The organism is Corynebacterium ammoniagenes DSM 20306 (assembly GCF_001941425.1).
Lineage (GTDB): Bacteria > Actinomycetota > Actinomycetes > Mycobacteriales > Mycobacteriaceae > Corynebacterium > Corynebacterium ammoniagenes.
In genome coordinates, this window is the sequence record NZ_CP009244.1 from 123,719 (window position 1) to 146,689 (window position 22,971).

General features: G+C 55.4%; 20 protein-coding genes. 9 read left to right on the forward strand and 11 right to left on the reverse strand.

The window, feature by feature from the left end; genetic code table 11:
* Positions 1-309: 309 nt before the first annotated feature.
* The 3 genes from CAMM_RS00645 to CAMM_RS00655 all read right to left on the reverse strand — a co-directional run bounded on the left by CAMM_RS00645 (position 310) and on the right by CAMM_RS00655 (position 4,039).
* Positions 310-2,136 carry an ABC transporter ATP-binding protein gene (locus CAMM_RS00645; protein WP_003846653.1) on the reverse strand — a complete coding sequence of 609 codons (1,827 nt, stop codon included), beginning with the start codon at positions 2,134-2,136 and terminating at the stop codon, positions 310-312.
* Positions 2,133-3,737 carry an ABC transporter transmembrane domain-containing protein gene (locus tag CAMM_RS00650; protein WP_050759848.1) on the reverse strand — a complete coding sequence of 535 codons (1,605 nt, stop codon included), beginning with the start codon at positions 3,735-3,737 and terminating at the stop codon, positions 2,133-2,135. Before CAMM_RS00650 ends, CAMM_RS00645 begins: the two co-directional genes overlap by 4 nt.
* Positions 3,738-3,835: 98 nt before the next feature.
* Complete coding sequence (locus CAMM_RS00655; RefSeq protein WP_040355042.1) at positions 3,836-4,039, reverse strand: hypothetical protein; 204 nt, start codon at positions 4,037-4,039, stop codon at positions 3,836-3,838.
* Between the two features lie 343 nt (positions 4,040-4,382).
* Between CAMM_RS00655 and CAMM_RS00660 the strand changes: the two genes are divergently transcribed.
* From CAMM_RS00660 to CAMM_RS12980, 3 genes are all read left to right on the forward strand, one after another.
* Complete coding sequence (locus CAMM_RS00660) at positions 4,383-4,718, forward strand: helix-turn-helix domain-containing protein (RefSeq protein ID WP_003846645.1); 336 nt, start codon at positions 4,383-4,385, stop codon at positions 4,716-4,718.
* A gap of 20 nt (positions 4,719-4,738) precedes the next feature.
* Entirely contained in the window at positions 4,739-5,599 is an 861-nt protein-coding gene (locus CAMM_RS00665; protein WP_003846644.1) for an ImmA/IrrE family metallo-endopeptidase, read from the forward strand.
* Between the two features lie 276 nt (positions 5,600-5,875).
* Positions 5,876-6,217 (forward strand): PIN domain-containing protein, encoded by a 342-nt coding sequence (locus CAMM_RS12980; RefSeq protein WP_197736767.1) that lies wholly within the window; start codon positions 5,876-5,878, stop codon positions 6,215-6,217.
* Positions 6,218-6,335: 118 nt separating this feature from the next.
* On the opposite strand, the gene CAMM_RS00675 is transcribed toward CAMM_RS12980, so the two are convergent.
* Positions 6,336-7,262 carry a hypothetical protein gene (locus tag CAMM_RS00675; protein WP_003846639.1) on the reverse strand — a complete coding sequence of 309 codons (927 nt, stop codon included), beginning with the start codon at positions 7,260-7,262 and terminating at the stop codon, positions 6,336-6,338.
* A gap of 297 nt (positions 7,263-7,559) precedes the next feature.
* Between CAMM_RS00675 and CAMM_RS00680 the strand changes: the two genes are divergently transcribed.
* Together CAMM_RS00680 and metE are read left to right on the forward strand one after the other, a co-directional pair.
* Positions 7,560-8,531, forward strand: coding sequence for a methylenetetrahydrofolate reductase (locus CAMM_RS00680; RefSeq protein ID WP_003846636.1), 972 nt, complete (start codon positions 7,560-7,562; stop codon positions 8,529-8,531).
* The gene (metE, locus tag CAMM_RS00685) at positions 8,528-10,828 is read left to right on the forward strand and encodes a 5-methyltetrahydropteroyltriglutamate--homocysteine S-methyltransferase (protein ID WP_003846634.1); all 2,301 of its coding nucleotides are present in this window, start codon (positions 8,528-8,530) and stop codon (positions 10,826-10,828) included. Before CAMM_RS00680 ends, metE begins: the two co-directional genes overlap by 4 nt.
* A gap of 52 nt (positions 10,829-10,880) precedes the next feature.
* On the opposite strand, the gene CAMM_RS00690 is transcribed toward metE, so the two are convergent.
* On the reverse strand, positions 10,881-11,570 hold the full coding sequence (locus CAMM_RS00690; protein ID WP_003846632.1) for an HAD family hydrolase: 690 nt from the start codon (positions 11,568-11,570) through the stop codon (positions 10,881-10,883).
* Positions 11,571-11,673: 103 nt separating this feature from the next.
* Here CAMM_RS00690 and CAMM_RS00695 point away from each other — a divergent pair, with 103 nt between their 5' ends.
* The 4 genes from CAMM_RS00695 (at position 11,674) to CAMM_RS00710 (ending at position 14,558) form a co-directional block, all read left to right on the forward strand.
* The gene (locus tag CAMM_RS00695) at positions 11,674-12,210 is read left to right on the forward strand and encodes a peptidylprolyl isomerase (protein ID WP_003846629.1); all 537 of its coding nucleotides are present in this window, start codon (positions 11,674-11,676) and stop codon (positions 12,208-12,210) included.
* 126 nt (positions 12,211-12,336) lie between these two features.
* Positions 12,337-12,990, forward strand: a complete 654-nt coding sequence (locus CAMM_RS00700; RefSeq protein WP_003846627.1) for a rhomboid family intramembrane serine protease — start codon at positions 12,337-12,339, stop codon at positions 12,988-12,990.
* 691 nt (positions 12,991-13,681) lie between these two features.
* The gene (locus tag CAMM_RS00705; protein ID WP_003846625.1) at positions 13,682-14,038 is read left to right on the forward strand and encodes a PadR family transcriptional regulator; all 357 of its coding nucleotides are present in this window, start codon (positions 13,682-13,684) and stop codon (positions 14,036-14,038) included.
* The gene (locus CAMM_RS00710) at positions 14,031-14,558 is read left to right on the forward strand and encodes a DUF2812 domain-containing protein (RefSeq protein WP_040355039.1); all 528 of its coding nucleotides are present in this window, start codon (positions 14,031-14,033) and stop codon (positions 14,556-14,558) included. The genes CAMM_RS00705 and CAMM_RS00710 overlap by 8 nt, the downstream gene beginning before the upstream one ends.
* A gap of 85 nt (positions 14,559-14,643) precedes the next feature.
* Here CAMM_RS00710 and crgA read toward each other — a convergent pair whose 3' ends face one another.
* From crgA to CAMM_RS00740, 6 genes are all read right to left on the reverse strand, one after another.
* On the reverse strand, positions 14,644-14,919 hold the full coding sequence (crgA, locus tag CAMM_RS00715) for a cell division protein CrgA (RefSeq protein WP_040355036.1): 276 nt from the start codon (positions 14,917-14,919) through the stop codon (positions 14,644-14,646).
* A 114-nt stretch (positions 14,920-15,033) separates the two neighbouring features.
* Complete coding sequence (gene pknB, locus CAMM_RS00720; RefSeq protein ID WP_003846621.1) at positions 15,034-17,049, reverse strand: Stk1 family PASTA domain-containing Ser/Thr kinase; 2,016 nt, start codon at positions 17,047-17,049, stop codon at positions 15,034-15,036.
* Positions 17,042-18,640 (reverse strand): serine/threonine-protein kinase, encoded by a 1,599-nt coding sequence (locus tag CAMM_RS00725; protein WP_003846620.1) that lies wholly within the window; start codon positions 18,638-18,640, stop codon positions 17,042-17,044. The genes pknB and CAMM_RS00725 overlap by 8 nt, the downstream gene beginning before the upstream one ends.
* Positions 18,640-20,055: a penicillin-binding transpeptidase domain-containing protein gene (locus tag CAMM_RS00730; RefSeq protein WP_003846619.1), complete on the reverse strand. Its 1,416-nt coding sequence runs from the start codon at positions 20,053-20,055 to the stop codon at positions 18,640-18,642. Before CAMM_RS00730 ends, CAMM_RS00725 begins: the two co-directional genes overlap by 1 nt.
* Entirely contained in the window at positions 20,052-21,392 is a 1,341-nt protein-coding gene (locus CAMM_RS00735) for an FtsW/RodA/SpoVE family cell cycle protein (protein ID WP_003846618.1), read from the reverse strand. Before CAMM_RS00735 ends, CAMM_RS00730 begins: the two co-directional genes overlap by 4 nt.
* Positions 21,393-22,970 carry a PP2C family protein-serine/threonine phosphatase gene (locus CAMM_RS00740; RefSeq protein WP_003846617.1) on the reverse strand — a complete coding sequence of 526 codons (1,578 nt, stop codon included), beginning with the start codon at positions 22,968-22,970 and terminating at the stop codon, positions 21,393-21,395.
* Position 22,971 lies beyond the last annotated feature (1 nt).

The following is a 22,971-nucleotide window of genomic DNA, read 5'->3' on the forward strand; positions in this document are numbered from 1 at the left end:
CATTAGTTGCGGTTTACGTGTGGGCGCTGCCGATGGGGGACTTTATTAAAGGCAGCTCTGACAGTGGAGCAGCACGGTTCCTGGTCTACATGGCGGGACTCATGTTCCTTTTCGCGGTCACCGATTTCCTGCATGCCATCTACGTGGATGTATATCGCACAAGTGCCGGACGGTTCACAGTACTCGTCGGTTTTGCTGCTCTTGGACTCGTCATCGGTGCCGTTGGTGTGTTTGTTCTGCCATTTGAATGGAACCCGTTTTGGGTTTCCATTCTTGGCATTTTGGTATTTGTGGTGGTTGAGATAGTCACTAGCGCGTACCGTGTTCCCACTGGGCATACGAGCGAGCGTAGTGCCCACCAAGCGCAATCAAGGATTCGTGGTCGCCGTCTTCGATGATCTCCCCGGCTTCCATCACCAGAATCCGGTCGGCTTCGCGGGCCTGATCTAAACGGTGCGCCACCACCAACGTCGTGCGGCCGCGGGCTACCGCACGAGCCGCGGACTCCAGCGCTTCCGCGTGTTCACTGCCGGCCTCCGATGTTGCTTCATCCATGATCAATACCGGCGGCTGACGCAAAAACATCCGCGCCAGCGAAAGCTGTTGTGCCACCTCCGCGCCGACGTCGGGGTTGCCAGCACCGATTTCAGTATTTAACCCCTTCGGCAGCCAACGATCCCACGCTGGGGTGCCGTGGCGCAGACCAACGGTAGCAAGCGCGGTCAGTAGCTCATTATCGTTGGCATCGGGTTTGGCTAGCAGCAGGTCATTGCGCACGGTGCCTGAAAATAGGTGCACATCTTGGGTAATCAACGCAACATGCTGGCTAATCCACACATTAGGCACCGTTGCGGTATCGGTCCCATCAACAATAATCTTGCCGGCGGTGGGATACTGCAAACCCGCGACCAAAGCCGCCAACGTAGATTTACCAGCACCAGAAGTACCGACCAGCGCGGTGGTGGTGCCGGCTTTTAAGGTCACGGAGACATCGGAAAGCACGTGCGCGCCGCCGGGGTAGGCGTAGCTTAGCTTGTCGATGACCACCGATGGCTGCGATGCCACCGCCGGCAGGTTGGCACTGGTGGAGATGTCATCATCGGCGATTTTGCCCAATGCCACCGCGCGGCCTAAGGCGGTGAGCGCATGCTGGATATCGCCGGCGGAAAAGAGCAAGGTAAACACGTGCATTTCCAGCCGCATGACCAATAACACGGCAGCGGCTGCTTCACCGACGCTGAGCCAGTCCGCGGCAACCATCGGCATGGAGATGACCAACGAACCCAGCAGCAAGAACCCGAACGCAATGCTGCCTTGGCCCATGATGCGGTTAAATAGCGGAATCCTATCGCCCCAGGATTGCACCGTTTCCCACGAGACATAATCCATGCGGCGGTGTGCCCAGCGCATAAGACGAAATTGCCGCAAGGTTTCCAGCGCGCGAATGCTATCGAGTAAGACATTATTGCGCTTGGCCTCGACCGCAGAGACCACGTTGGTGACCACGGGAACATCCCGAATGACCTGTTTAATCCACGGCCACATGATCACACCCGTGGCCAGCATGACCAGCAAATAGGCCGGGTGCATTAACACCAAGGTCACGGCGGTGACGGGGATAAAGACCAAGGTCACAATGAGCCGGTCACCGGTGTGGCTGATGGTGGAGACCGTGGTGTCAATATCCTTGGATAACCGGGTGATCACATTGCCGGTACCTAATTCCAAAATCCGTGGCACGGGCGCGCGCATGACGGCATCGAGAGCTGTTTTGCGCAGGTCGATGCTCAAACGCCGTGTCGCAGTATTGATGAGAAAAAGATTGAGCGCGCGCCCGACGGTTTCTACAACTAGCGCGATGGCGAAGATGATCATCGCTAAGCTCACGGCATCTCGGCCGGAACCTAAAAAGGCGGAAGTGCCACCGGAGATGAGATCCACGATGGAGCCAATGACCGTGGCGCCAATATTCATGGCCACCGCCGCGATGACAATGGAGATGAGCGTGAAAATAACCTGATACCGCTTCGGCGCGGACGGCAACGAGGTGATAAAACCCCAGATGTCTTTGGCGCTGGCCGGGGCCAGCGCATCGGCTTGGCGGATGACTGGCTTGGATTGTGCAGGTTTCGTCATCGGACGACCACCTCATCGGCAACTGCAGCCCAGGACGGGGAAGAAGAGATCACCACGGTCATGCGGTGACCACGCAGGTCAGCCACGCGCCGGGCTACAGTGGCCAACGTGATGGAATCTAAGCCCGTGGTCGGTTCATCAAGGACTAGTACGTCGGGGTCATAGGCCAAAGCGCGCGCTAAGGCCACGCGCTGGCGTTGACCACCGGAAAGGTTCAACCCGGCCTCACCGATACCCGTGGTGGGAAGCTGCCCGTCGGGGCCAAACCCGCCGAGGCGGGTGACAATATCCTGACACGCTGCAGCATGAAGTGCATCATGGACCTGCGATAACGCGAAGCTGTCTTCGGGATTGATATTATCCGCCAAGGTTCCCTCCAATACGGAAACTTGGTGCGGCGGGCACAGTGCGCCCAAGGATCCGAGCAATTCTATGTCGCGGACAATCTGGTGGCGGCCGTCCACGGTATTGGGTTGCCACACGGTCAGCCCTTCGCTGAGATTAAACGCCGTGGCAATGGAGTGCTCATTGCTGGTGGCGGAATCGGCGGGAGGGGAGTGGGGCTGGAGGTCATCGACAAGCGATGCAATACGCTGGGTTGATGCCAACCCGCGGGCATAGAACTGCGTGAGAAAGCCCAAGGAATAACCCGTGGACGTCAACGCCGGCGGGACCAGCATGACGATGGTCATCAGCGCGCCGGTGGATAACTCTCCCGCGTATGTCTGCGCGATGGCATACAGCACCAGCCCGATAGCCCAGATGGTGGGCACCATCTGGCGAACCAGGGTGGTCCACGTTAAAGTGCGAACTTCTTTGAGCATGGAATCTAAGGCAGTGGAGGAGACCTCCGCAAAACGCGATGCGATGATATTGCCTGCGCCGAGGCCTTTGACCACCCGGTTTCCTTGTGCGGCATCGGTGGCCAGGCTCAATGCCACGTTGTCATTCGCGCGGCGTTCGGCGGTGACCTTCGTCAGCGACTTCGCCGTGAAATACGACACCACCATGGTTAGGGCCACGCCGACCGGCAGCGCGATGGCTACCGTGGGAGACGATGGCGCGATGACGATGATGGCACCGGCGACATAGCCCAACATCATCACGGGGAAGTTGAGGATCTCTTTCAACAGGCCAATGTTGTTGCTGTCCTCATCCATGGTGTTGAGCAACCGGCCCGGGTTGAGCCCCTGCGTGCGAGAACGCAATAACCGCTGCAAGAGCCCCAAGCGCAAATCATGCGTGGTGCGCGCGGTGCCGAGTTCCGTAAAGGCATCCGCGGTCGATTCTGCCACCCACTGAAACCACAATAATAAGATGGTCAACAGCACGGGGACGAGCAGGGAAGCCCACGTGAGCTCAGTAAAGACCGATTCCGTGGCGTAGCCAATCACTGCCGATACCGCCGCGCCCACCGGCGCAGACAACACCATGCTCAGCAGCGTCATCCACACGCTGGTGCGGTGCATGCCCAGCAACGACAAGCTTGCCCGGACGGGTTTATCCCACCGGGTGGCATCAATGTCATACGTGCTCGGTGGCGAATCATCGGGCACATACCACGCCCACGTTCGCATCCGTGGGTACTTCGGCACAGTCATGGTGTCTTAGTCTATGCCGATCCCCGCCCCCACACAGCACTTTTTCTGCTCAGAAGAGCAAAAACCTGCCTCGTGAATAAAATAGGCAGGCTTGTGGTTTAGTTCATGGTGTAGCGCTCGACGTCCGCGCCGTTAAAGACCTGCTCATAGCCATCAGAGTCTAAAGAGCGGAAATCGCTAGAATTCTCAATCGCCTCACGCAGCAAATCCACCCGAGCGGAGCTATCTCCAATTACCGCACCAACGGGGAAGTAGTGAGTTTTTCCATTCTTCAGGTTAACGGTAAGTGTTTCGTAGCTCATTGAAATCAGGGCCTCCATAGGACAGGGAACATGGGCGAATAGAAATGTATCCGACCGACACCACAAGTTGTCATGTCAATGCGGTTATAGGGTTCTATCACTGGTTTTAATAGCGTTTCGCATAATTGAACCAGTGGCCATCACAAACTTCAATCGAGTGGGATCTACATTACTTTCCGTCCACCCCCAAACGGTTAAACCGTGGCAAATCTCGGACAATGAGGTCTACGTAGTCGTGGGAAAAGGGCGGGGTATCCAATTGCTGCCCGGGTGCTAGCAATAACGCATCGCGTGGACTAGGCTGAATCACCTAGGGAGAAAGTGATTCAGGAGGTGGAATGCGATGGATACGCAGCTTGTGGCGAGCCAAATTACTCACGCGCTTGTGCGGGCGAATATGAGCCAGCGGCGCTTGGCGGATGAAACCGAAATTTCTCAATCAACCCTGTCTCGCATCATCTCTGGTGAGCGTGCCGTGACCATGCCTGAGCTCATTCTCATTGCCCGGGCAACGGGCACGACCGTTGCTCAGCTGGCCGGAACCAGCAGTGTGTCGCAACGAGTGCAATATGCGGCACGGTCCACTAATGCTTCGTCGATGGAATCCATGCGTCACAAGCTCCTGCACTTTGTTGAGCTCAATGATTATCTAGACGATCACGGTATTCCTTCTGTCTGACAAGGACGGCAATTTAATCCATGACTCCGGAACAACAGGGAAAAGTAGCTGCGGAAGAGTTTCGTGCGCGGCACAATTTGGGCTCACGGTCCTTGCATGATCTGGTTTTTATTATTGAGCAAACTACTGAACATGAAGTCGCTGTGCTCGATGTAGAAGATGCCGACGAGCATGGCCTGACCATGTGGGATCCCAAAAGGCGGGTTGCGTTCATGGGAGTTGCGCGGACACGAAATCTTATGCGGCAGCGCAGCACCCTGGCGCATGAGCTAGCGCACGTTGTTTTCGCTGACTGGTCCAATGGCAGCAGTGAGGAGTTGTCTGCGAGAACTCCGCAAGAGATCCGCGCGGATGCTTTTGCTCGCCATTTACTGATTCCGGCAAAAGGGTTGGTGAATCTTTTAGGTGAGCCGGGTGCGAAGCTCACTGAAGCTGACCTTTCCGCTGTGGTGCAACAGTTTCTAGTCTCCCCGGCAGTAGCTGCTATCGCACTGTGTAATGGCGGATATATTCCTAGCTCCACCAAAGACGCGTGGATGAAAATGACCACACGGATGCTGGCAACACGGTTTGGTTGGTCTGACCAGTATCGAATGCTGCAGCACGATGCTGATCAAACTCGGGTCCCTCAGCGGTTACTCTCCAGAGCAATAACCGGGTACAAAGCAGGAATCATCCCTGTGCAGGCCATTGCTGTATTGCGAGGGGTTCCGGAAGAAGAAGTTGTTGCTGACTTGGAGGAAGCAGGGATTGTCGCGGAAAATGCCGATGCTCGATGGATGGATTCAGATGAACTTCCGTCGGTCGATATCAATCTAGCTGATCTTGATGACATTCTCGGTCCTGAATCCCTGGATCACAAGGGGAGCGACGCAGGCTAATGGATAGTCGTCCAATCATGGATGCCGGCCCTGGGCTGAATTTCTTCTCTATCCACAAGGAACGGTTACTAATTAGCGTTCTTGGTCCTTTGCATATTCCTCAAACTGTCGAGGGTGAAATCCTGCGTAAAGCGCGATCCGACCCTCGATTCGCTCCAGCGGAAACCGTGATTAGGAAGCTTCCGGCCAAATACTTGGCAATTCTCCCCGACACGGCAACGGATGAATTAGTGCAGGCTGTAACCCGAGTATCGGGGGACTCCTTTTCATCAGCGTTTGAGTATTAGCCGCGATTTGGGGGAAATGATGGTGATTGCTCACGCAGTCGTAGCAGCAGAGGCAGGTGCCGACATTATTGTTTTGATTGATGAAGGCAATGGAAGACGAATAGCAGGGATTGAACAGCGTCGATTGGCTCGCCTTCGAAGCAGTGGCCAAGACGTTGGAAGTATTTCGTTAGTTAACACCGAAACAGTGTTGAAACGTGCAGTGTCAGACAATCTCATCACGGGAAAGGCCGAAATGCGCAGTATTTATCAAAGATTACGTGAACTTGATGATGGCCTGATGCCCATTGGCGAAACGGGCCTATTGTCCGCGCACCTGTGGCAAAAATAAAAAGACCTCAAGACTCCTGATCTGAAACTCCGGCTTTAATCAAAGTCGAAGAATCAGAACTGGAGACACTTGAGGTCTCTATTCCCCACGTGTTGGCGGGGAGTGGGGCAGAAGGGGTCTAGTTTTCGTCGCCTTCGAGGCGGTGCTTGCCTTCGTCCTCGGAGTCATCGGTCACTCGCGCGGTGTCGGTGGCGGCATCGTCTGCTTCGGCGGTTTCTACGTCAACAGTTTCTGCGTCGGTCTGCTCGCGGTGTGCAGCGAGCTGCTCCTCGAGGGAGTTGAGCAGTTCTTCATCGCGTTCTTCGGCACCTTCTTCTGCCAGGTCGCCGGCTACCTTGGTTGCATTGGCAACTGGGGCACCTTCCTTGACGTCATCCTCGGTGGTGGAGGTGTAGACCAAGGTGGAGCCGGTGTCATCGGGCTGCGACTTATCGGCAAAGTCTTCCACGCGTGGTGGAACTTCACCCGGGGTGTCGTTGCGGCGCAGCAGGTAGTAAACCCCGCCCAAGACTGCGGCGATCAGCGCGATGATGCCAGCGATGGAGAAGAAAGACTTGGACTTAGACTTCTGCTTGCCCAGTTTCTTGTCCAACTTCTTATTTGCGGTCTTCTCCAGCTGCTTGCGCTTAGATTGTGCTGCCTTCTGGGCTTGATTGGCCTGCTTGCGGGCATTCTTGCGGGTCTTTTTCAAGGTCTTCTGCGCGCTCTTACGCGAAGAACGAGTGGCCTTTTCCGCACGATTACCCAAGTCGGAGGCGGCGGAGGCTAAGCGCTCGCCGGCTTCTTCACCGCGCGAGTTAAATTCCGCTAGGGCGCGCTCCACGCGGTCATGTGCGGCCTTGGTGACAGCACCGGCCTGTTTGCGTGCTTCCGGGAAGCGGGATTCCACATCATCGCTGAAATTATCTGCGTTGTCTTTCACGTTGGAGGCGGCTTCTTCCAGCGCGGAGTAGGCCTGCGCGGCCTTGTCCTTGCGGTACTTATTGAACTGACCCCACAACGAGGATGCCACCTTCAACGCTTGTTGCGCTGCAATGGGATTCATATCCTTCTAACTCCTTAACTTCAGCCGAATTCTTAGATGGTGGTTTTCACTACTTAGCTACCAACAGTAGTTGTCTTTGTCATGGTTGTGGGAGTAATTATCAGAAATTTCTCCACCGGCCACCCCAAAAATAGACAGCTTGGTTCATAAGGGGCCGATTTTATTCACGTGGGTTTTCCGCCTTTGCCATGGCAGAGCAATTTCAAAGGTATCACCATTAAAAACACCTGTCGGAAAAAGTGAACAGCTTGGTACATTTTGGGTACTTGCACATCAACTACCAGCACAGGAGGAATCATGGTGCCTCGCATGTCAGCATCTGCGCCGCTCGATTATCTTGAGCTGGACTCTGCCGGAAACACCTTGCAACCTGATGAGGGTAAAGCTCCGGGCCGTACCGCTTTGTCTTTTGAAGTCATCCCACCGCGGCATGACGCAGATAGCGCGAAAACCGAAAACTTATTGCAGGTTCTCAGTGGCTATAACCCGGACTACATCGCGGTGACTAGTTCGAAACGCTCCGGCTGGCTGGAAGGAACCGCGAAATTCATCGCGCAGATTTCTTCTACCACCGCCATGCGCCCATTAGCGCACCTGGCGTGCACCGCCGGAAATAAACAAGAACTCACCGAGTGGATCAACGTTTTAGTCGATGCCGGAGTGCGCGGTTTCCTAGCGCTGCGCGGAGACTTGGAACCAGGTCAGCGCGAGCTTCCCGATGGCTACTTGCAGCACGGCGATGAACTGGTGCGCCTTATCCGGCAACTAGAAAGCCAGCAAGCAGCACGCTTTGCCGCAGGCCGCCTGGCGGTAGGGGTGGCGTGTTATCCCAACGGCCATGCGGAATCCGCGCACGACGATGAAGACTTCGATGTCTTATTGTCCAAGCAACGCTCAGGGGCAGATCTCGCCATCACGCAGCTATTTTTCGACGCCGAAGACTACCTCAAATTCGCACAGCGCGCGCGGTTGGCGGGAACCCGAATGCCACTGATTCCCGGCATCATGCCCATTACTTCGCTCAAACGAGCCCAGCGCATGGGGGAGCTATCGGGATTGGAGGTGCCGCCGAAGCTCATCGACAAGCTCTCGCGTGCCCGTGGCCCCGATGAGGAATATGCCATCGGCATGGCGCACACCGTCGAATTAGCCCAGGCGGTGCTCGCGGGCGGCGCTGGCTGTTTGCACATCTATACCCACAACAACGCAAGTATCACCCAAGAACTACTGACTGCCATCGGCATTAAATCCTTCAAGGAGAAACCATGACTTACACACCATTTCCCAAGGCCACGATTGAAGGATACCCACGCGTGGGCCCACAGCGTGAGCTGAAAAAGGCGCTGGAGGCTTTCTGGGCTGGCAAGATTGACCAGGAAACTTTTGAATCCGCCGCACATTCCCTGCGCGTGGACACCTATGCTCGCTTAAAGGACTTAGGTCTGAATGAGGACTACGCCATCCCCGCGGATGTTGCCTTGTATGACCAGGTGCTAGAGACCGCCTTGACCGTCGGCGCTGTGGGTGGCGAGGCCAAGGAAGTATCCCTGGACGAGGAATTTGCCTTAGCCCGCGGAAATGCCGACCGCGCACCGTTGGAGATGACTAAGTGGTTTGATACCAACTACCACTACATTGTGCCGGAAATTGCTGATGACCAGGCCTTTACTGCCCGCCCGCAGCGCGTGGTTCGCCTGGTGGAAGAAGCCCGTGCCCAAGGCCATGCCGTACGCCCGTACCTGGTGGGTCCTGTGACCGTGCTGGCCTTGTCCAAGCAGGCGGAAGGCTCCACTGACCAGCCCCTGGACCGCTTAGATGACCTGGTGGATTCTTATATCCAGGTACTTGCCGCGCTTTTCGATGCCGGCGTGCAGTGGGTACAGATTGCCGAACCCGCCACCGTGGCCGATTTAGCTGTTGCTAACGATGCCGAGATTGCCGCGCACCTGAAGGCGGCATACTCCAAGATCTTGGCGGCGGAAAACCGCCCGCAGGTCTATGTGACCACCCCATATGGCTCCGCGCGCGCCGGGCTGGAGGTGCTGGCTAAGCTTGCGCCGGAGGCACTACACGTGGACTTGTCCGTGGGAACGCAGGCTTTGGATAGCGACTACGTCAACCGCGTCAAAAACACCGTGGACACTGCAAAGACCCAGCTGGTGACCGGTTTGGTTGATGGCCGCAACGTGTGGGCTGGCAACCTGCGCGCGCTGCGTGAGGTCTTTGAGCAATTTGATGGCGCGTCTGTATCCACCTCGGTATCGCTACAACACGTGCCGCACACGGTGGAAGCGGAGCCGAACCTGCCGGTTGATGTCGCCGCGTGGTTCTCCTTTGCCAATGAGAAGATAGGCGAGGTTGTTGCCTTGGCGCAAGGCCCACTGAATGCTGCGGAAGCCTATGCCCGCGCGGACCGTGCAGTGCGTACCCGCGCTGAATCTACCCGTACCCACAACCAGCAGGTGGCAGACCGCACGGCCGCGCTGCCTGAGGGCCAGGTACAGCGTGAGCCTGCTTTCGCTGAGCGTCAGGAAGCGCAGAAGGCGTTGGAGTTGCCGGTTCTGCCGACCACGACGATTGGTTCTTTCCCGCAGACCACGGATATCCGTAAGGCCCGCGCGGATCACCGCAATGGTGTGTTGAGCGATGAGCAGTATGTTGAGGAGCTGCGCAAGGAAGTAGCCAGCGTCATTGAGCTGCAAGAACGCCTCGGTTTGGATGTGCTGGTGCACGGCGAGCCAGAGCGCAATGGCATGGTGCAGTACTTCGCAGAGCTTCTCGATGGCTTCGTGGTCACCGAAAATGGCTGGGTCCAGTCCTACGGCTCCCGTTGCACCCGTCCGCCAATCGTGGTCGGCGATGTCTCCCGCCCGAAGGCCATGACCGTGGAGTGGGCACAGTACGCACAGTCCCTGTCTGACAAGCACGTCAAGGGCATGCTGACTGGACCTGTCACCATCTTGGCGTGGTCATTTGTGCGCGATGATGTGCCGCAGTCGGTCTCTGCCGACCAGATTGGTGTGGCCTTGGCCGATGAGGTCAAGGACCTGGAAGAAGCCGGCATTGAAATCATTCAGATTGATGAGCCTGCGCTGCGTGAGCTGCTGCCGCTGCGTGAAGAAGACCGTCCTTCCTACCTGGATTGGGCCGTGCGTTCCTTCCGCCTGGTGTCATTGGATGCTGCGCCAACCACGCAGATTCACACCCACCTGTGCTATTCCGAATTCGGCCAGATCATCGATGCCGTTGCTGGTTTGGATGCCGATGTCACCTCCATCGAAGCAGCGCGCTCGCGCATGGAGCTGCTGCAAGATATTGATGAGAAGTTCCACTCGGAGATTGGCCCAGGCATCTACGATATCCACTCACCACGCATCCCGTCCGTAGGGGAGATGGCTGAGCTGATCCGCGCTGCGTTGAAGCACGTTCCGCTGGAGCGCCTATGGGTCAACCCAGACTGCGGCCTCAAGACCCGCGGCTACGAAGAAACCGAGCAGTCCCTGCGCAACATGGTTCTAGCCCGCGATGAAGTTGCCGCGAACCTGAAGGTTGGCGCTTCCGTCTAGTTTCGATTTGGTTCGTGTTTAGTGCCTAAACGCAGAGCCAAAGGCTCGAGTATTAGGCACTAAACACCAGCTGACTCAGTGAGGTAATTACCTCCTGGTCAGCTGGTTGTGGTTTTGGCTGGTTAGCAAGGCCCTGGTAGAAATACACACCTTTAAGGCCAGCCTGGCGTGGGGCTTCAACATCATTGAGCCAGTTATCGCCGATCATGACGGTTCGCTCGGGTGCAGTGCCGATGATTTCACAGCCCAGAGAATACGCCCCCGGACGTGGTTTTGGCGCATCATATTCCACCAGCGGAATCAGCTCCACGCCATCAATGACCAAGTCGCCGGCGCGGACTTTGCCCTCCTGCATTTCTCGGGCTCCGTTGGTTAAAATACCCACTTTCTTTCCAGCGGCCAGCGCGGTGTGGATAGTAGGAATGGCATTATCAAAAGCCGCCCAATGGGCTTGGTAACCGCGGATAAATCCATCGTAAAGCTTGGTTGCTTGCTCATCAGTTAAATGCAGTTGCCCCGTGAACTCTTTGGCACGTTCACGGCGTTGCTGCGGGTGGGATAGATCCCCGCGTTCGTAGCGGCTGACCCACTTAAATTCAATCTCTGCCCAACGCTGATATTGCCCGGTGGGCAGCCCTAACTCTTGACACCAGCTATCGAGACCTTTGATGGACGCACCCGTGTGATCCATGAGCGTGTCATCTAAATCGAAGAGAATTCCGTCATAACCAGCAAGATTCATAATTCTTCAGTGTACAAAAGTTTAAACCTGTGTGGCGCGATGGTGATCGCTGTGCGCGAGCATTCTCCGGTACGCATGCCAAGGCTTTAGAACTTTGTTTACAATGGCTGTCATGACTCAGAAGACTGCAACTGCAACGCTGCACACCAACCTCGGTGACATCGTCATCGACTTGTTCGGTAACCACGCACCAGTAACTGTTGAAAACTTTATCGGCCTCGCAACCGGTGAGAAGGAATACTCTGCTCAAAACGCTAAGGGCGAGCAGTCCGGCCCGTTCTACGACGGCGCTATCTTCCACCGCATTATTGACAACTTCATGATCCAGGGCGGCGACCCAACCGGCACCGGCCGTGGTGGCCCTGGCTACCAGTTCCAGGATGAGTTCCACCCAGAGCTCACCTTCGACCGCCCATACCTGTTGGCTATGGCAAACGCTGGCCCTGGCACCAACGGTTCCCAGTTCTTTATCACCGTGGCACCAACCCCACACCTGAACAACCACCACACCATCTTCGGTGAGGTGACCGACCCAGCGTCCCAGGAAGTTGTGGCCAAGATGGCTAAGGTTCAGACCGACCGCATGGACCGCCCAGCTGAAGATGTTGTTATTGAATCCATCGACGTTGAAAAGGCTTAATGCCGCTTCTTATTCGTTGATTTAACATTAATCTTCATCTTTCGCCCGCGTCAGGGTGCTCTCAAGTGATGTCTTTAGAGCACGCCCCGCGGGCTTTTCTAGTTTTATTGTGAGGAACATTAGCTCATGCAGACCTGGCTGAAGACTTTCTATCGCACGGCTCCCGCGACACTGCTTATTACCGGTGCCTGCATCGTGTTGTGGATTATCGCAGCGATTCAGGCGCGATCTTTAACCAGTGTCTTTAGCAATTCAGAACTAGTGCACACCATGATGGTGTGGGGGCCGGCCTTTGAAATTACCCACCACTGGTGGACTCCGCTGACTTATGCCTTCATGCACCTTGATATCGGCCATCTCACGGTCAATATGATCATGCTGCTGTTGATTGGCCGTGAGGTTGAACGACACTTTGGCACGAAATTGTTCGTCGCGCTTTATATCTCTGCGGCGATTAGCTCAGGCCTGCTTATTTTGACGCTCGACTTCATGGCGCCCACCGCTGGCGCCTCCGGCGCGCTATTTGCGCTCATGGTCTTGTTAATCTCTGTCTACCGCAGCCGCGGCGCTGACCTCCGCGCCCCCACCGTGCTGGTGGTGGTCAATGTGGTCTACACATTCATCACCACGGGCGTATCGCTGTGGGGCCACCTCGGTGGTCTGTTCGCCGGCGTCATCCTGGCGCTGTGCGTGGGCCGCAAAGCACCGGCTATTCACTGGGTGGGCATCATCGGATTGCCCATTGCAGCCTATCTTTTATACACAGCCCTAGGGATGTAGTCTCCAGATACTTTAAGGTGCCTTCCACGGCCAAGAATGAGCTGAACTGCTCCGTGGAGGGCGCCTTTTGTGATCCTGAGATAAGCCCAATGCCCGTCGCAGCTGTGTGTTGTGTGGTGGCTGTCGTAGAAGATCAGCACCGGCCGCGTCGCAGAACTACAAAAGTTTTCCGCTGTGTTACCGTGCGCTCTGAGCAGGGAAGTGGGGATAACTTCGGCGTGTTATCCACGGGGGCCGCTGTGCGAAAGTAATTCACAATAGTTATCCACATTGTGGATAACTACATGGGTGTAATTGTCGAAAGAAAACTCGAATCGAACATATAAAACGCCAGGTATTCCGATCTTTCGCGCTTTTTTCGAAATTCTAAAGCCCTGTTAAAACATTGAAAAAGTTATCCACAGGCTGTGTGTAAACCTGTGGACACGTGAATTTCACAGAGTTGTCCCCACCCTGTGGATAACTTTGTACACGTGCGGTGTAAAACCGTGGAGAACTTTGCAATTCCACCAAGATCGACGCCATCGCGGTCACTTTGAGAAAAATTTATACGTCATGACCTGCATGAATAGGCGGCAGTGTTAATTAATTGGCGTTTTGGGTTGTGCACAACTTTATTTTGCGCTTACTATGTCATTAAACGATATATCGGGTAGTGATGCATCGTTAAGCGATGTAAAGGAGATGTGCAATGGCTCGGAAACCTGGCTGGGATGTGGACAACCTGCCTGAAGCAGCATTTTTTATTTTGCTTGCGCTACGGCAAACGCGTCATGGCTACTCCATCATGCAGTTTCTGGAAGAACGCACGGCAGGGCTCGTTGTGATTGGTCCGGCGTCGTTGTACACGACTTTAAAAAAGCTTGTCGATGCCGGATTGATCGAAGAAGTAGCTCCTGCCGATGACCGCACTGGGGAGCGCCGCCGCAGCTACTGCATGACTGCGCAAGGTAAGGCGGCGGCCGCAAACAACCTTAAGCGGCGTCAACAACTAGTCGCGGCAGCGGACAAAATGTTAAATGACAAGAACGGAGACACCAATGTCTAAACGACTAAGTACAGGCCTGGCTATTAACCCGCAACGCGAATTACGACTCTTTCGCAAGATGGCACTGCAGGGTGAACATCTCACAGGAACTTCGTACGCCGGGCACGGCTGGGAATTTACGCCGGGTGAGAAAGAAGATGTCATCTTCGATATGACCACTGAGCACGATGCCAATGAAGACTTCTTCACCATGTGCCAGCAAGCCGGATGGAACCATGTGCTGACGGTGGGAGATAATCACATTTTTAAGGCAGCGCCCGGTACCGTTGGCCTGCATACGGAGGACGAACTGACGTCTGAAGTATTAGAGAAACAGCGCAATAGCTTTGCCAAGGCTTCTGTGATTACAGCGGTCATTTTCGCCGCTGTGGTTGTGCTTATCGCTAATGTGGACTGGCCTAATTTCCTCGAAGTTGCGCTGTGCGTCATCACCATGATTCCACTGGTTTATTCGGTGGTGCCGCTGATTGGATATCAAACCAAAGTGATGAAAGCTCGCAGAGACGACGTGGCGGCCTAAGGCAACAATAAAAAGAGCGAGATGGTTACACCATCTCGCTCGATTGTCGTTTTAATCAGTTAGCGCCTGTTGGGCTAAGGCCAGGCTAACGCCAGCCCATGGTCATGAGAAGACCAATGATGGCAAGACCGAAGCCGATGGCATAATTCCACGCGCCGAGTGCGGCCATAAACGCGATCTGCTCGCCGGCGAGGTAGTTGACAACAATCCATGCCAAGCCGATGATCATCAAACCCAGCATGAGAACGATGTACCACTTCGGAGTACCCTCAGCATTTACCTTGACTGGGGTACGGTTTGCTGCGGAGCCTGAGCTAGTGGGTGCAGCAGTCGCAGATGGGTTGTACTTTGCTTTTGGCATGAGCCTCTATCAACCTTTTCACGAAGTTGTAATCGAGCAATATTTATATTGTGCGATCAGACTCTACCAGCTTGCACTGGCAGATGTCTGTACGCTTCCCGGTGAAACACGCGGCTAGTTAGTCCGCAGAAGTTCACCAATTTCAAATTCCCACAACCGGATATCAATATCTTGGTTGCGACGGATGGAATCGCCGGCCTTGACCTCCGACCAGGCAATTAGATCATTGTCGACCGCGGCGCCGGTATCTACCGGCTGGCCAACGTTGAAGCTACCGGACCAGCCGGCATCGCGAAGCGCACGCTCGGCGTCGCTTTGAGTCTTGCGCGTCAAGTCTGGTGCCACGATGAGTTGACCGTTGGAAACCTGCACCGTGACGGTGCTGTCCACCGGTACCTGGCTGCCTTCATCGGAAACCGAAAGCACTTGGCCATCGGTTTCGGTGGAATCAACGCTGTCGACTTCCACGTTTAATCCCATGGAATCCAATGTGGAGCGAACACTTTCAATATCCTGGCCAACCAGGTTCGAAGGAATCCGTACCATGCGCGGGCCGGTGCCGACGGTAACTGTCACGCGTGAACCACGCGAGAGTTGGGAACCGGCGGCAGGATTTTGCTGCGTGACCAGTCCAGTGTTTTGCGAACTAGATTCCTCTTCTTCGACGGCATCGGCCATGTGCAGGCCGGCATCGGAAAGCGCACGCGATGCCTCTTCCAAGCTCAGGCCAACAACATCTGGCACATCTGTGACTTCCCGGCCCGAAGAAACCGTGAGAATCACCGTGGAATTGCGTTGCAATTGCGAACCCGGAGCTGGGTTGATGCGAATCGCATTATCACGCGCAATGTCGGGATTAGCTTCCTCATTGACGGTGACCAGCAGTTCCAAGTCCTCTAATTCCGCCAGCACATCACCGCGCGGACGGTTTTCCACATCCGGAACAGTGACCATATTGGCCTGCTCTTCTTGCTGCTGTTCCTGCTCCGCCTGGCGTTCGCGGGAGGTGTTCCAGTAATCAAACCCGAAACCAATAAGGACAGCGGCGAGCACGATGGCCAAGATAATCGCGATCCACTTCATCCACGGACGGGATTTGTGGTCATCGTCGTCATACTCGTCGGAGTCCACGCCCGGATCAGCGACGGGAACTCCGGCGGCAGCTGCGGGTTGCGGTTCCATCGTGGTAGTTGCTGGATGCAAAGCCGCAACGCGCGTGGTGTCTTCGGGCTGGCTATGAGCAGAAGGCTCGTCGTCATCGATATGCATCTGTGCCGCGCGAGTGACATTGCCGGTGCTCATGCGCTCTAAGTCGGCGCCAAATTCCTGCGCCGACTGATAACGATCGGAAGGATCCTTCGCCATGGACGTCAGCACCACGGCGTCAAGATTTACCCGCTCGGTAGGAGACATGGAATCTGGGTTGAGCGATTCCGAGGGGGCGGTGGGTTCTTCCTGCACATGTTGATATGCCACGGCGAACGGAGTCTCGCCTTCAAAAGGTGCATGACCTGTCACGGCCTCATAGAGCACGCAACCTAAGGCATAGACATCCGAGCGGGCATCGGCAGGTTTTCCTTGTGCCTGCTCCGGGGAAAGATACTGCGCGGTACCAATAACCGCAGAGGTCTGCGTCATGGCCGAGGTGGAATCATCCAAAGCACGGGCAATGCCAAAGTCCATGACTTTGACCTGCCCGGTGTTGGTGATCATGATATTTGCCGGCTTGACATCGCGGTGGATAATTCCCGCCTCATGTGAGGCCTGCAATGCATGAGCTACCGGAACTAATACTTCCGCGGCTTCGCGCGGTGACAACGGGCCGTCTTCGCGCACCAGATCGCGCAACGTGCGCCCGTGCACGAGTTCCATGACGATATATGGAATCGCCATTCCATCATCCTCGGCTTCGCCGGTGTCATATACCGCAACGATATTGGGATGATTTAGCCGACCTGAATTTTGTGCTTCCTTGCGGAAACGCTCGCGAAAATTCACATCGCGCGCCATTTCCGGGCGCAACATCTTGATGGCCACATCGCGGCCGAGCAGTGAGTCGTTTGCGACGTAGACTTCCGACATTCCGCCGGTGCCAATGACGTCGCCTAAACGGTAGCGATCATTAACCATTGGCACCTCCCTCAAGGTCGTCTATGATGTCTCCAATAATATCCTCACCAGGGTTGGTTCCGGAGTCACCACCAGTGTTTCCACCGTTGGTGTCGCTCGGTTGCCCGGAGTTTCCACCAGTTCCGTTGCCGCCACCAGGGGTCGAGCCATTATTTCCATTGCCACCGCCGTTTCCTGGCGCAGGCGAGGTGCCATTGCCAGGAGATGTATTAGTAGGCGACGGCGAATTACCCGTCGGGCTCGGGGATGGTGACGGTGATGGACTGGAAGGCTCGTTATCCGGCGACGTGTAGGTTGTTTGTGGTTCTTCTGGCTCTACCTCTTCCGGTGCCGGCTCATTTTCCGTGGTGACATATTCGGTCACGATGGACGGCTCAGTCGACGTGGTCGGTTCCGCAGCTGTGTCATCGCCGCTGAACATGGTGGCAGCGTAAAAACCACCGCCGACTAAAGCAACCGCGAGCGCTGCGATACCTACGCCGATGCCGAAATTCTTGCCGGCACCTGACTTCTTCGCAGTCTTAGTGCTGACACTTTTGCCAGCTCCGGCCGCAGTAGTTGCACCCGCTGCTGCCCGGGTGCCGGTAACAGCAGGGGCATCCGGATCGGTGCCGGGATGTGCTGTGACCGCGGGGTGAATCGTGGTTGGGTTCGTTGCTTCACCCAACATCGCGGTGGCAGCCGTCGGGGAAGGTTCCGGCGCAATGACATTATTCGGCATCGCTTTAGGCTGCGGTGGGCGCTTGCCCAACCGCACCGCGGACACCGCCAGCGCTAATTCATTGCCACCGGCATAACGAGTATTCGGGTCCTTGCGCAAAGTAATGCCAATGAGCTCACGTACGGGAGCAGAGACATTCGTCGATAGCGCGGCGGGGGCTTGGCTGATATGAGCTAAGGCAACGGACACGGAAGAATCGCCCGAAAAAGGCCGCTCGCCGGCAAGCATTTCGTAGCCAACGACACCGAGTGAATACACATCGGAAGCTTCCGTGACATCTTTGCCCTGCGCCTGCTCAGGGGAGACGTACTGCGCGGTACCGACCACCATGCCGGTACGGGTCAACGGAACTGCGGCAGCAGCTTTCGCAATGCCAAAGTCGGTGATTTTCACCTGGCCATTTTGCGTAATCAACAGGTTGCCCGGCTTGATATCGCGGTGTACTAAATCCATGCGGTGGATGACCGAAAGCCCATGGGCGGTTTGCTCCAGCACATCGAGTGCCAAAGATTCCGGCAGCATTTTCTCGCGCGCGAGCAAATCCGCCAAAGATTCACCGCGAACGTATTCCATCACGATGAAACAAAAGCGATATCCGGAAGGGTCTTCTACCTCGCGGTAATCATAGGTCTTGACCACATTGTCGGAATCAATATTTTCCGCAGCATCAGCTTCGTTGCGAAATCGCGAAAGGAATTCCTCATTATTGGAAAATTCCGGACGCAGAACTTTCAGCGCCACTTCACGCTCATTGCGGACATCATCGGCCAACCACACGGTCGACATTCCGCCGTGTCCGATGACCCACTGCAAAATATAGTCATCACCGATAAGCGATTGCAGCAGTTCCTGGTTGTCGGCAGTATTCACTACTGACCCCCTCCGTAGTTGTCCAGGATTGCGCGGCCAATCGGCGCGGAAACCTGGCCGCCGGTAGCGGATTCGCCGAGGTTACCACCGTTTTTCACCACCACGCCGACGGCAATATCGCGCTCTGGATCAAAAGCTACGTACCACACGTGGGGTGGCAAGCCATCGCCGTGCTCAGCGGTACCGGTCTTGGAAGCGTAGCTATTTCCGTTATAGCCGCTGGTATTGCGCTCGGAGGCGTACATCAGATCGGTCAAGGTTGCAGCAACATCTTCGCTCACGGCTGTCGATGCTTCCTTCGGCGCGGTAGTACGGATGTCATTCATCGTGGAATCGGTAATGCGGTTGACCAAGTATGGCTTCATGCGCACACCATCATTAGCCACGGTTGCGGCCATGCCGGCTGCCTGCAGTGCTGACATCGACACATCGCGCTGGCCGATGGAGGATTGGCCAACAGCGGCATCATCCGGCATTTCGCCGATGTTGCCAGGGGCAGTTTCTACTCCGATATCGGCGGCTTCGCCGATGCCGAATCCTTCGGCGTAGCTGCGCAATTCATCAGCGCCAACATCCATGCCCATTTCCACAAACGCCGTGTTACACGACAGGGAGAAGGCAGTGGTCAAAGAAACCTGCTGGGATCCACCACAGACTTGTCCACCATAGTTCGTCAGTTGCGTATTGGTATTTGGCAAGGTGATCTCGGATGCACCCGTCAGGGTGGAATCCGGGCTGTAGCCGTTATTCAAACCAGCTGCGGTGGTGATGATCTTGAAAATAGATCCCGGAGGCAAGGTTTCCTGGGTGGCGTGGTTGAGCAGCGGGGTGCCTTCTTGTTCTTGTAATTGCTCCCACTGTTCATCAACGTTATTGGGGTTATAAGAAGGGCTAGATGCCATTGCCAAAATCTTGCCTGACGATGGCTGCAAAGCCACAGCTGCGCCTTCATAACCAGACTGGGTGAGCTGGTCATAAGCAACTTCTTGCAGCTGCGGATCAATGGTGACTTCTACATTGGCACCGTCTGGTTGTTCACCGGTGATGAGATTTTTGAAATTTGAGGTCACCAGTGAATCATCGGTGCCATTGAGAATGCTATTTTGGGAAGCTTCCAGTTGAGAAGCGCCATATTGCGTGGATAGGTAGCCAGTCACTGGACCCCATGCTGCAGAATCGACGGGGTAAGAACGCGAGTAGATCCCTTCTTCATCCGCCGTGGACTGCGCCAGGACGGTCCCGCCGGCGAAGATTTGTCCACGCGCGATGGTTTGCATGTCATAGAAGTTGCGTTGGTTTTTCGGATTTTCAGCGTATTTATCAACGCTAAATGCCTGCACGATCGTCAAGTTAATGAGCAAGACGATGGTGAGCAGGATAGAAAACAGCGCGGTTACGCGAATTGATTTGTTCATGAGCGAACCTCCGCCACGTCAGCGTTATCAGTGGACGCAGCAATGTCGGCCTGGGGGCGACGGGCGGTATTAGAAATACGCAGCAAGATGGCCAAAAGAATATAGTTTGCCATCAGTGCCGAACCACCGGCGGAAATAAATGGAGTGGTCAGACCTGTCATCGGCAGCAGGGCGGAAATACCGCCGGTGACGACGAAGATCTGAATAGCAATGGTCAATGACAACCCACCGGCAACGAGCTTGCCGTAGGAATCACGAACCTTCATCGCGGAATTAAACCCACGCGAGACCAGCAGTGCAAAAAGAACCAGGACTGCGGATAGGCCAATCAAACCGAACTCCTCACCGATGGCAGCGAGAATAAAGTCCGAATGCGCCACGGGTACCAGTTCTGGGTAGCCATTGCCGAGGCCGGATCCGGTGATACCACCCGAGGACATGCCAAAGAGCGCCTGGGAAAGCTGGTAGCCGGTGTTGTCATAGTTTGCCAATGGATCCAAGAAATTGGAGAAACGATCTTGGATTTTGTCAGAGACCATCCAGATTCCGGTAGCACCAACGGCGACGAGAATGACGCCGATGACCAACCAAGACACGCGCCCGGTAGCCATGTACAGCATGCCCAGCACTGTGGAAAATAGCAGCAGGGCGGGACCAAAGTCATTGGAGATAGCCATGATGACAATGGCGATAGCCCACACGATGAGAATTGGGGCCAAGTCGCGCAAGCGCGGCAGGGATAGACCTAAGAAGCGGTAGCCGGCCACGGTGAACAACGAGCGCTTTTGTACCAGCAGCATGGCGAAAAACAGCAGCAGCAAGATCTTGGAGAACTCACCGGGCTGGATAGAAAATGGTCCTAACCAGATCCAGATGCGAGCCTCGGCACCCGGTGGCTGTGGCCACACCAACGGCAAAGCGAGAAGGACGATTCCGAGCACGCCAAGGATATAGGAATAGCGGGTGAAGACCTTGTGGTCGCGCACAATGGCCAGAACGGCAGCGAATAAAATAAGCCCCACGACGGTCCACATGACCTGCCGTGATGCCAGGTTTAAATCTTGGGCAATATCGATACGTGCCAGCATGAGCAGGCCAATACCGTTGAGCACCGCCACGATAGGCAGCATTAGCTGATCAGAATGCGGCGCTAAAAAGCACAACACAATGTGCGCGACAACGAGCACGCCTAAGAACCCGCCGATGATCCACAAGATTTCCGTGGACAGCGGGTTGCCCTGGGATACTTCCAAGCTCACCAACGTGATGGTGAATACAGCCGCAGCCATAATCAGCAGGGAGAGCTCAGTCCAACGACTGTGAAACTCTTTGAGCATTTAGTTCACCTCCCGGCAGTCAACACCCGGGTTCGACCGGAACTTGTCCTTGTCGGTTGTAGATTCGCGGCATTTGGGCAGTGCACGCTCGGATAGTTGCGTTAATTGAGATTGCACCTCGTCATAAGAACCTGATTGCAGGTTTCCTACAGCGCTGCGCTCTGATGGCGGTAAATCATCGAGAGAAAAAGCCTGCGTGCCCGACGGGCACGAGGTTGCCGCGAGCTGTAACGCGCCTTCTTCTCGCAGACACGCCACCTGATAAGGCTGGTTGAGCCCGTTATTAAAGACTTCCATGTCAATGCCTTGCATGATGCGGATGTCTTGGTCTGCGTCGTCTGCGGTCTCGACGGCGACGTAGTAGTTATTGCTCAGGTAGTTTTTGCCGACCATCCACACACCAGCCACAATCGCGATGATGACAACGATGGAGACAATCAACGGCCAACCAAAGAACTTGCGGCGTCTGCGAGGCTCCTCATCGCTTGAATCGGCACCAGCCGAATCTCCCGTACCGGCTGTACCCTCAGTATCCGCGTCATCTACGGGATTAGTGGGATGACCTCCGGTTGGAGACACGGTTGTCCGTGGAGCACCTTTAGCGGTGGTGGGGCCAGTGTAGGGCTCAATGACCTGCGGGCGACGGTTTAAAGCCGCGGCCCTTGATGCAGCAGAATCCGGGTGCGTAGGCTCTGGTACTTCACCAGCAATCGCGCCGACCATAATGGCTTCGGGGTTAATGACAGGTGACTTCTCGTTCTGTGCCTCGTCCTTGGCCTCATCCTGTGCGGCAGCAAATTGCGCCGTGTCGGCATCGTTAGCGCCAGCGATATTACTAACTTGTGCTGCCGCAGCCTCGTCCTCGGTGGCTTCAACCACATCAGCTAAGACAATGGTGACATTGTCAGGTCCACCAGAACGCAGCGCGAGTTCCACTAAGCGCGTAGCTACTTCTTCTAAGGAACCGGTCAAAAGCGCGCTCTCAATGGTAGATGCTGTGACTGGATCGGATAAACCATCGGAGCACAACAAGATGCGGTCACCTGGTTGCGCATCAAATAGAAACAGCGTTGGTTGTACGTCGCGGCCGTTATAAGCCTTCAAAATCAAAGACTTTTGCGGGTGCGAGGTGACGTCTTCGGGGTCTAACTTGCCTTCATCGACAAGCGATTGCACGTAGGTGTCATCCTTGGTGACCTGCTGCAACTTCTTATCGCGCAGCAAATAACCACGGGAATCACCCGCGTGACACACCGCGAACTGGGAGCCGTTGAACATCATCGATGTCAACGTCGTGCCCATGCCATCGGTCTCAGGGTTTTTCTTAATATGCTCCGAGATCGACCAATTAGCTTCGGTGGACACGGTGCCCAAAAGGGCCAACATATCGTTGTCACCTGGGAATTTATCCAAACCCATCAGGTGCGTAATCATCAACTGGGAGGCAACCTCACCAGCGGCATGCCCACCCATACCATCAGCCAATGCCAGAAGATACGGACCTGCATACGCCGAGTCTTCATTATTTCCACGGACCAAACCGCGGTCGGAGGCGGCGGCGAAATTAAGCTTCAGCATT

Coding starts and splice junctions, on each gene's coding strand:
- CAMM_RS00675 (WP_003846639.1), bottom strand. CDS start 7,262: ATGAATCCCATTGCAGCGCAACAAGCGTTGAAGGTGGCATCCTCGTTG.
- CAMM_RS00665 (WP_003846644.1), top strand. CDS start 4,739: ATGACTCCGGAACAACAGGGAAAAGTAGCTGCGGAAGAGTTTCGTGCG.
- CAMM_RS00700 (WP_003846627.1), top strand. CDS start 12,337: ATGCAGACCTGGCTGAAGACTTTCTATCGCACGGCTCCCGCGACACTG.
- CAMM_RS00705 (WP_003846625.1), top strand. CDS start 13,682: ATGGCTCGGAAACCTGGCTGGGATGTGGACAACCTGCCTGAAGCAGCA.
- CAMM_RS00690 (WP_003846632.1), bottom strand. CDS start 11,570: ATGAATCTTGCTGGTTATGACGGAATTCTCTTCGATTTAGATGACACG.
- crgA (WP_040355036.1), bottom strand. CDS start 14,919: ATGCCAAAAGCAAAGTACAACCCATCTGCGACTGCTGCACCCACTAGC.
- CAMM_RS00660 (WP_003846645.1), top strand. CDS start 4,383: ATGGATACGCAGCTTGTGGCGAGCCAAATTACTCACGCGCTTGTGCGG.
- CAMM_RS00655 (WP_040355042.1), bottom strand. CDS start 4,039: ATGAGCTACGAAACACTTACCGTTAACCTGAAGAATGGAAAAACTCAC.
- CAMM_RS00695 (WP_003846629.1), top strand. CDS start 11,674: ATGGCTGTCATGACTCAGAAGACTGCAACTGCAACGCTGCACACCAAC.
- CAMM_RS00735 (WP_003846618.1), bottom strand. CDS start 21,392: ATGCTCAAAGAGTTTCACAGTCGTTGGACTGAGCTCTCCCTGCTGATT.
- CAMM_RS00680 (WP_003846636.1), top strand. CDS start 7,560: ATGGTGCCTCGCATGTCAGCATCTGCGCCGCTCGATTATCTTGAGCTG.
- CAMM_RS00730 (WP_003846619.1), bottom strand. CDS start 20,055: ATGAACAAATCAATTCGCGTAACCGCGCTGTTTTCTATCCTGCTCACC.
- CAMM_RS00645 (WP_003846653.1), bottom strand. CDS start 2,136: ATGACGAAACCTGCACAATCCAAGCCAGTCATCCGCCAAGCCGATGCG.
- CAMM_RS00710 (WP_040355039.1), top strand. CDS start 14,031: ATGTCTAAACGACTAAGTACAGGCCTGGCTATTAACCCGCAACGCGAA.
- pknB (WP_003846621.1), bottom strand. CDS start 17,049: ATGGTTAATGATCGCTACCGTTTAGGCGACGTCATTGGCACCGGCGGA.
- CAMM_RS00650 (WP_050759848.1), bottom strand. CDS start 3,737: ATGACTGTGCCGAAGTACCCACGGATGCGAACGTGGGCGTGGTATGTG.
- CAMM_RS00740 (WP_003846617.1), bottom strand. CDS start 22,970: ATGCTGAAGCTTAATTTCGCCGCCGCCTCCGACCGCGGTTTGGTCCGT.
- metE (WP_003846634.1), top strand. CDS start 8,528: ATGACTTACACACCATTTCCCAAGGCCACGATTGAAGGATACCCACGC.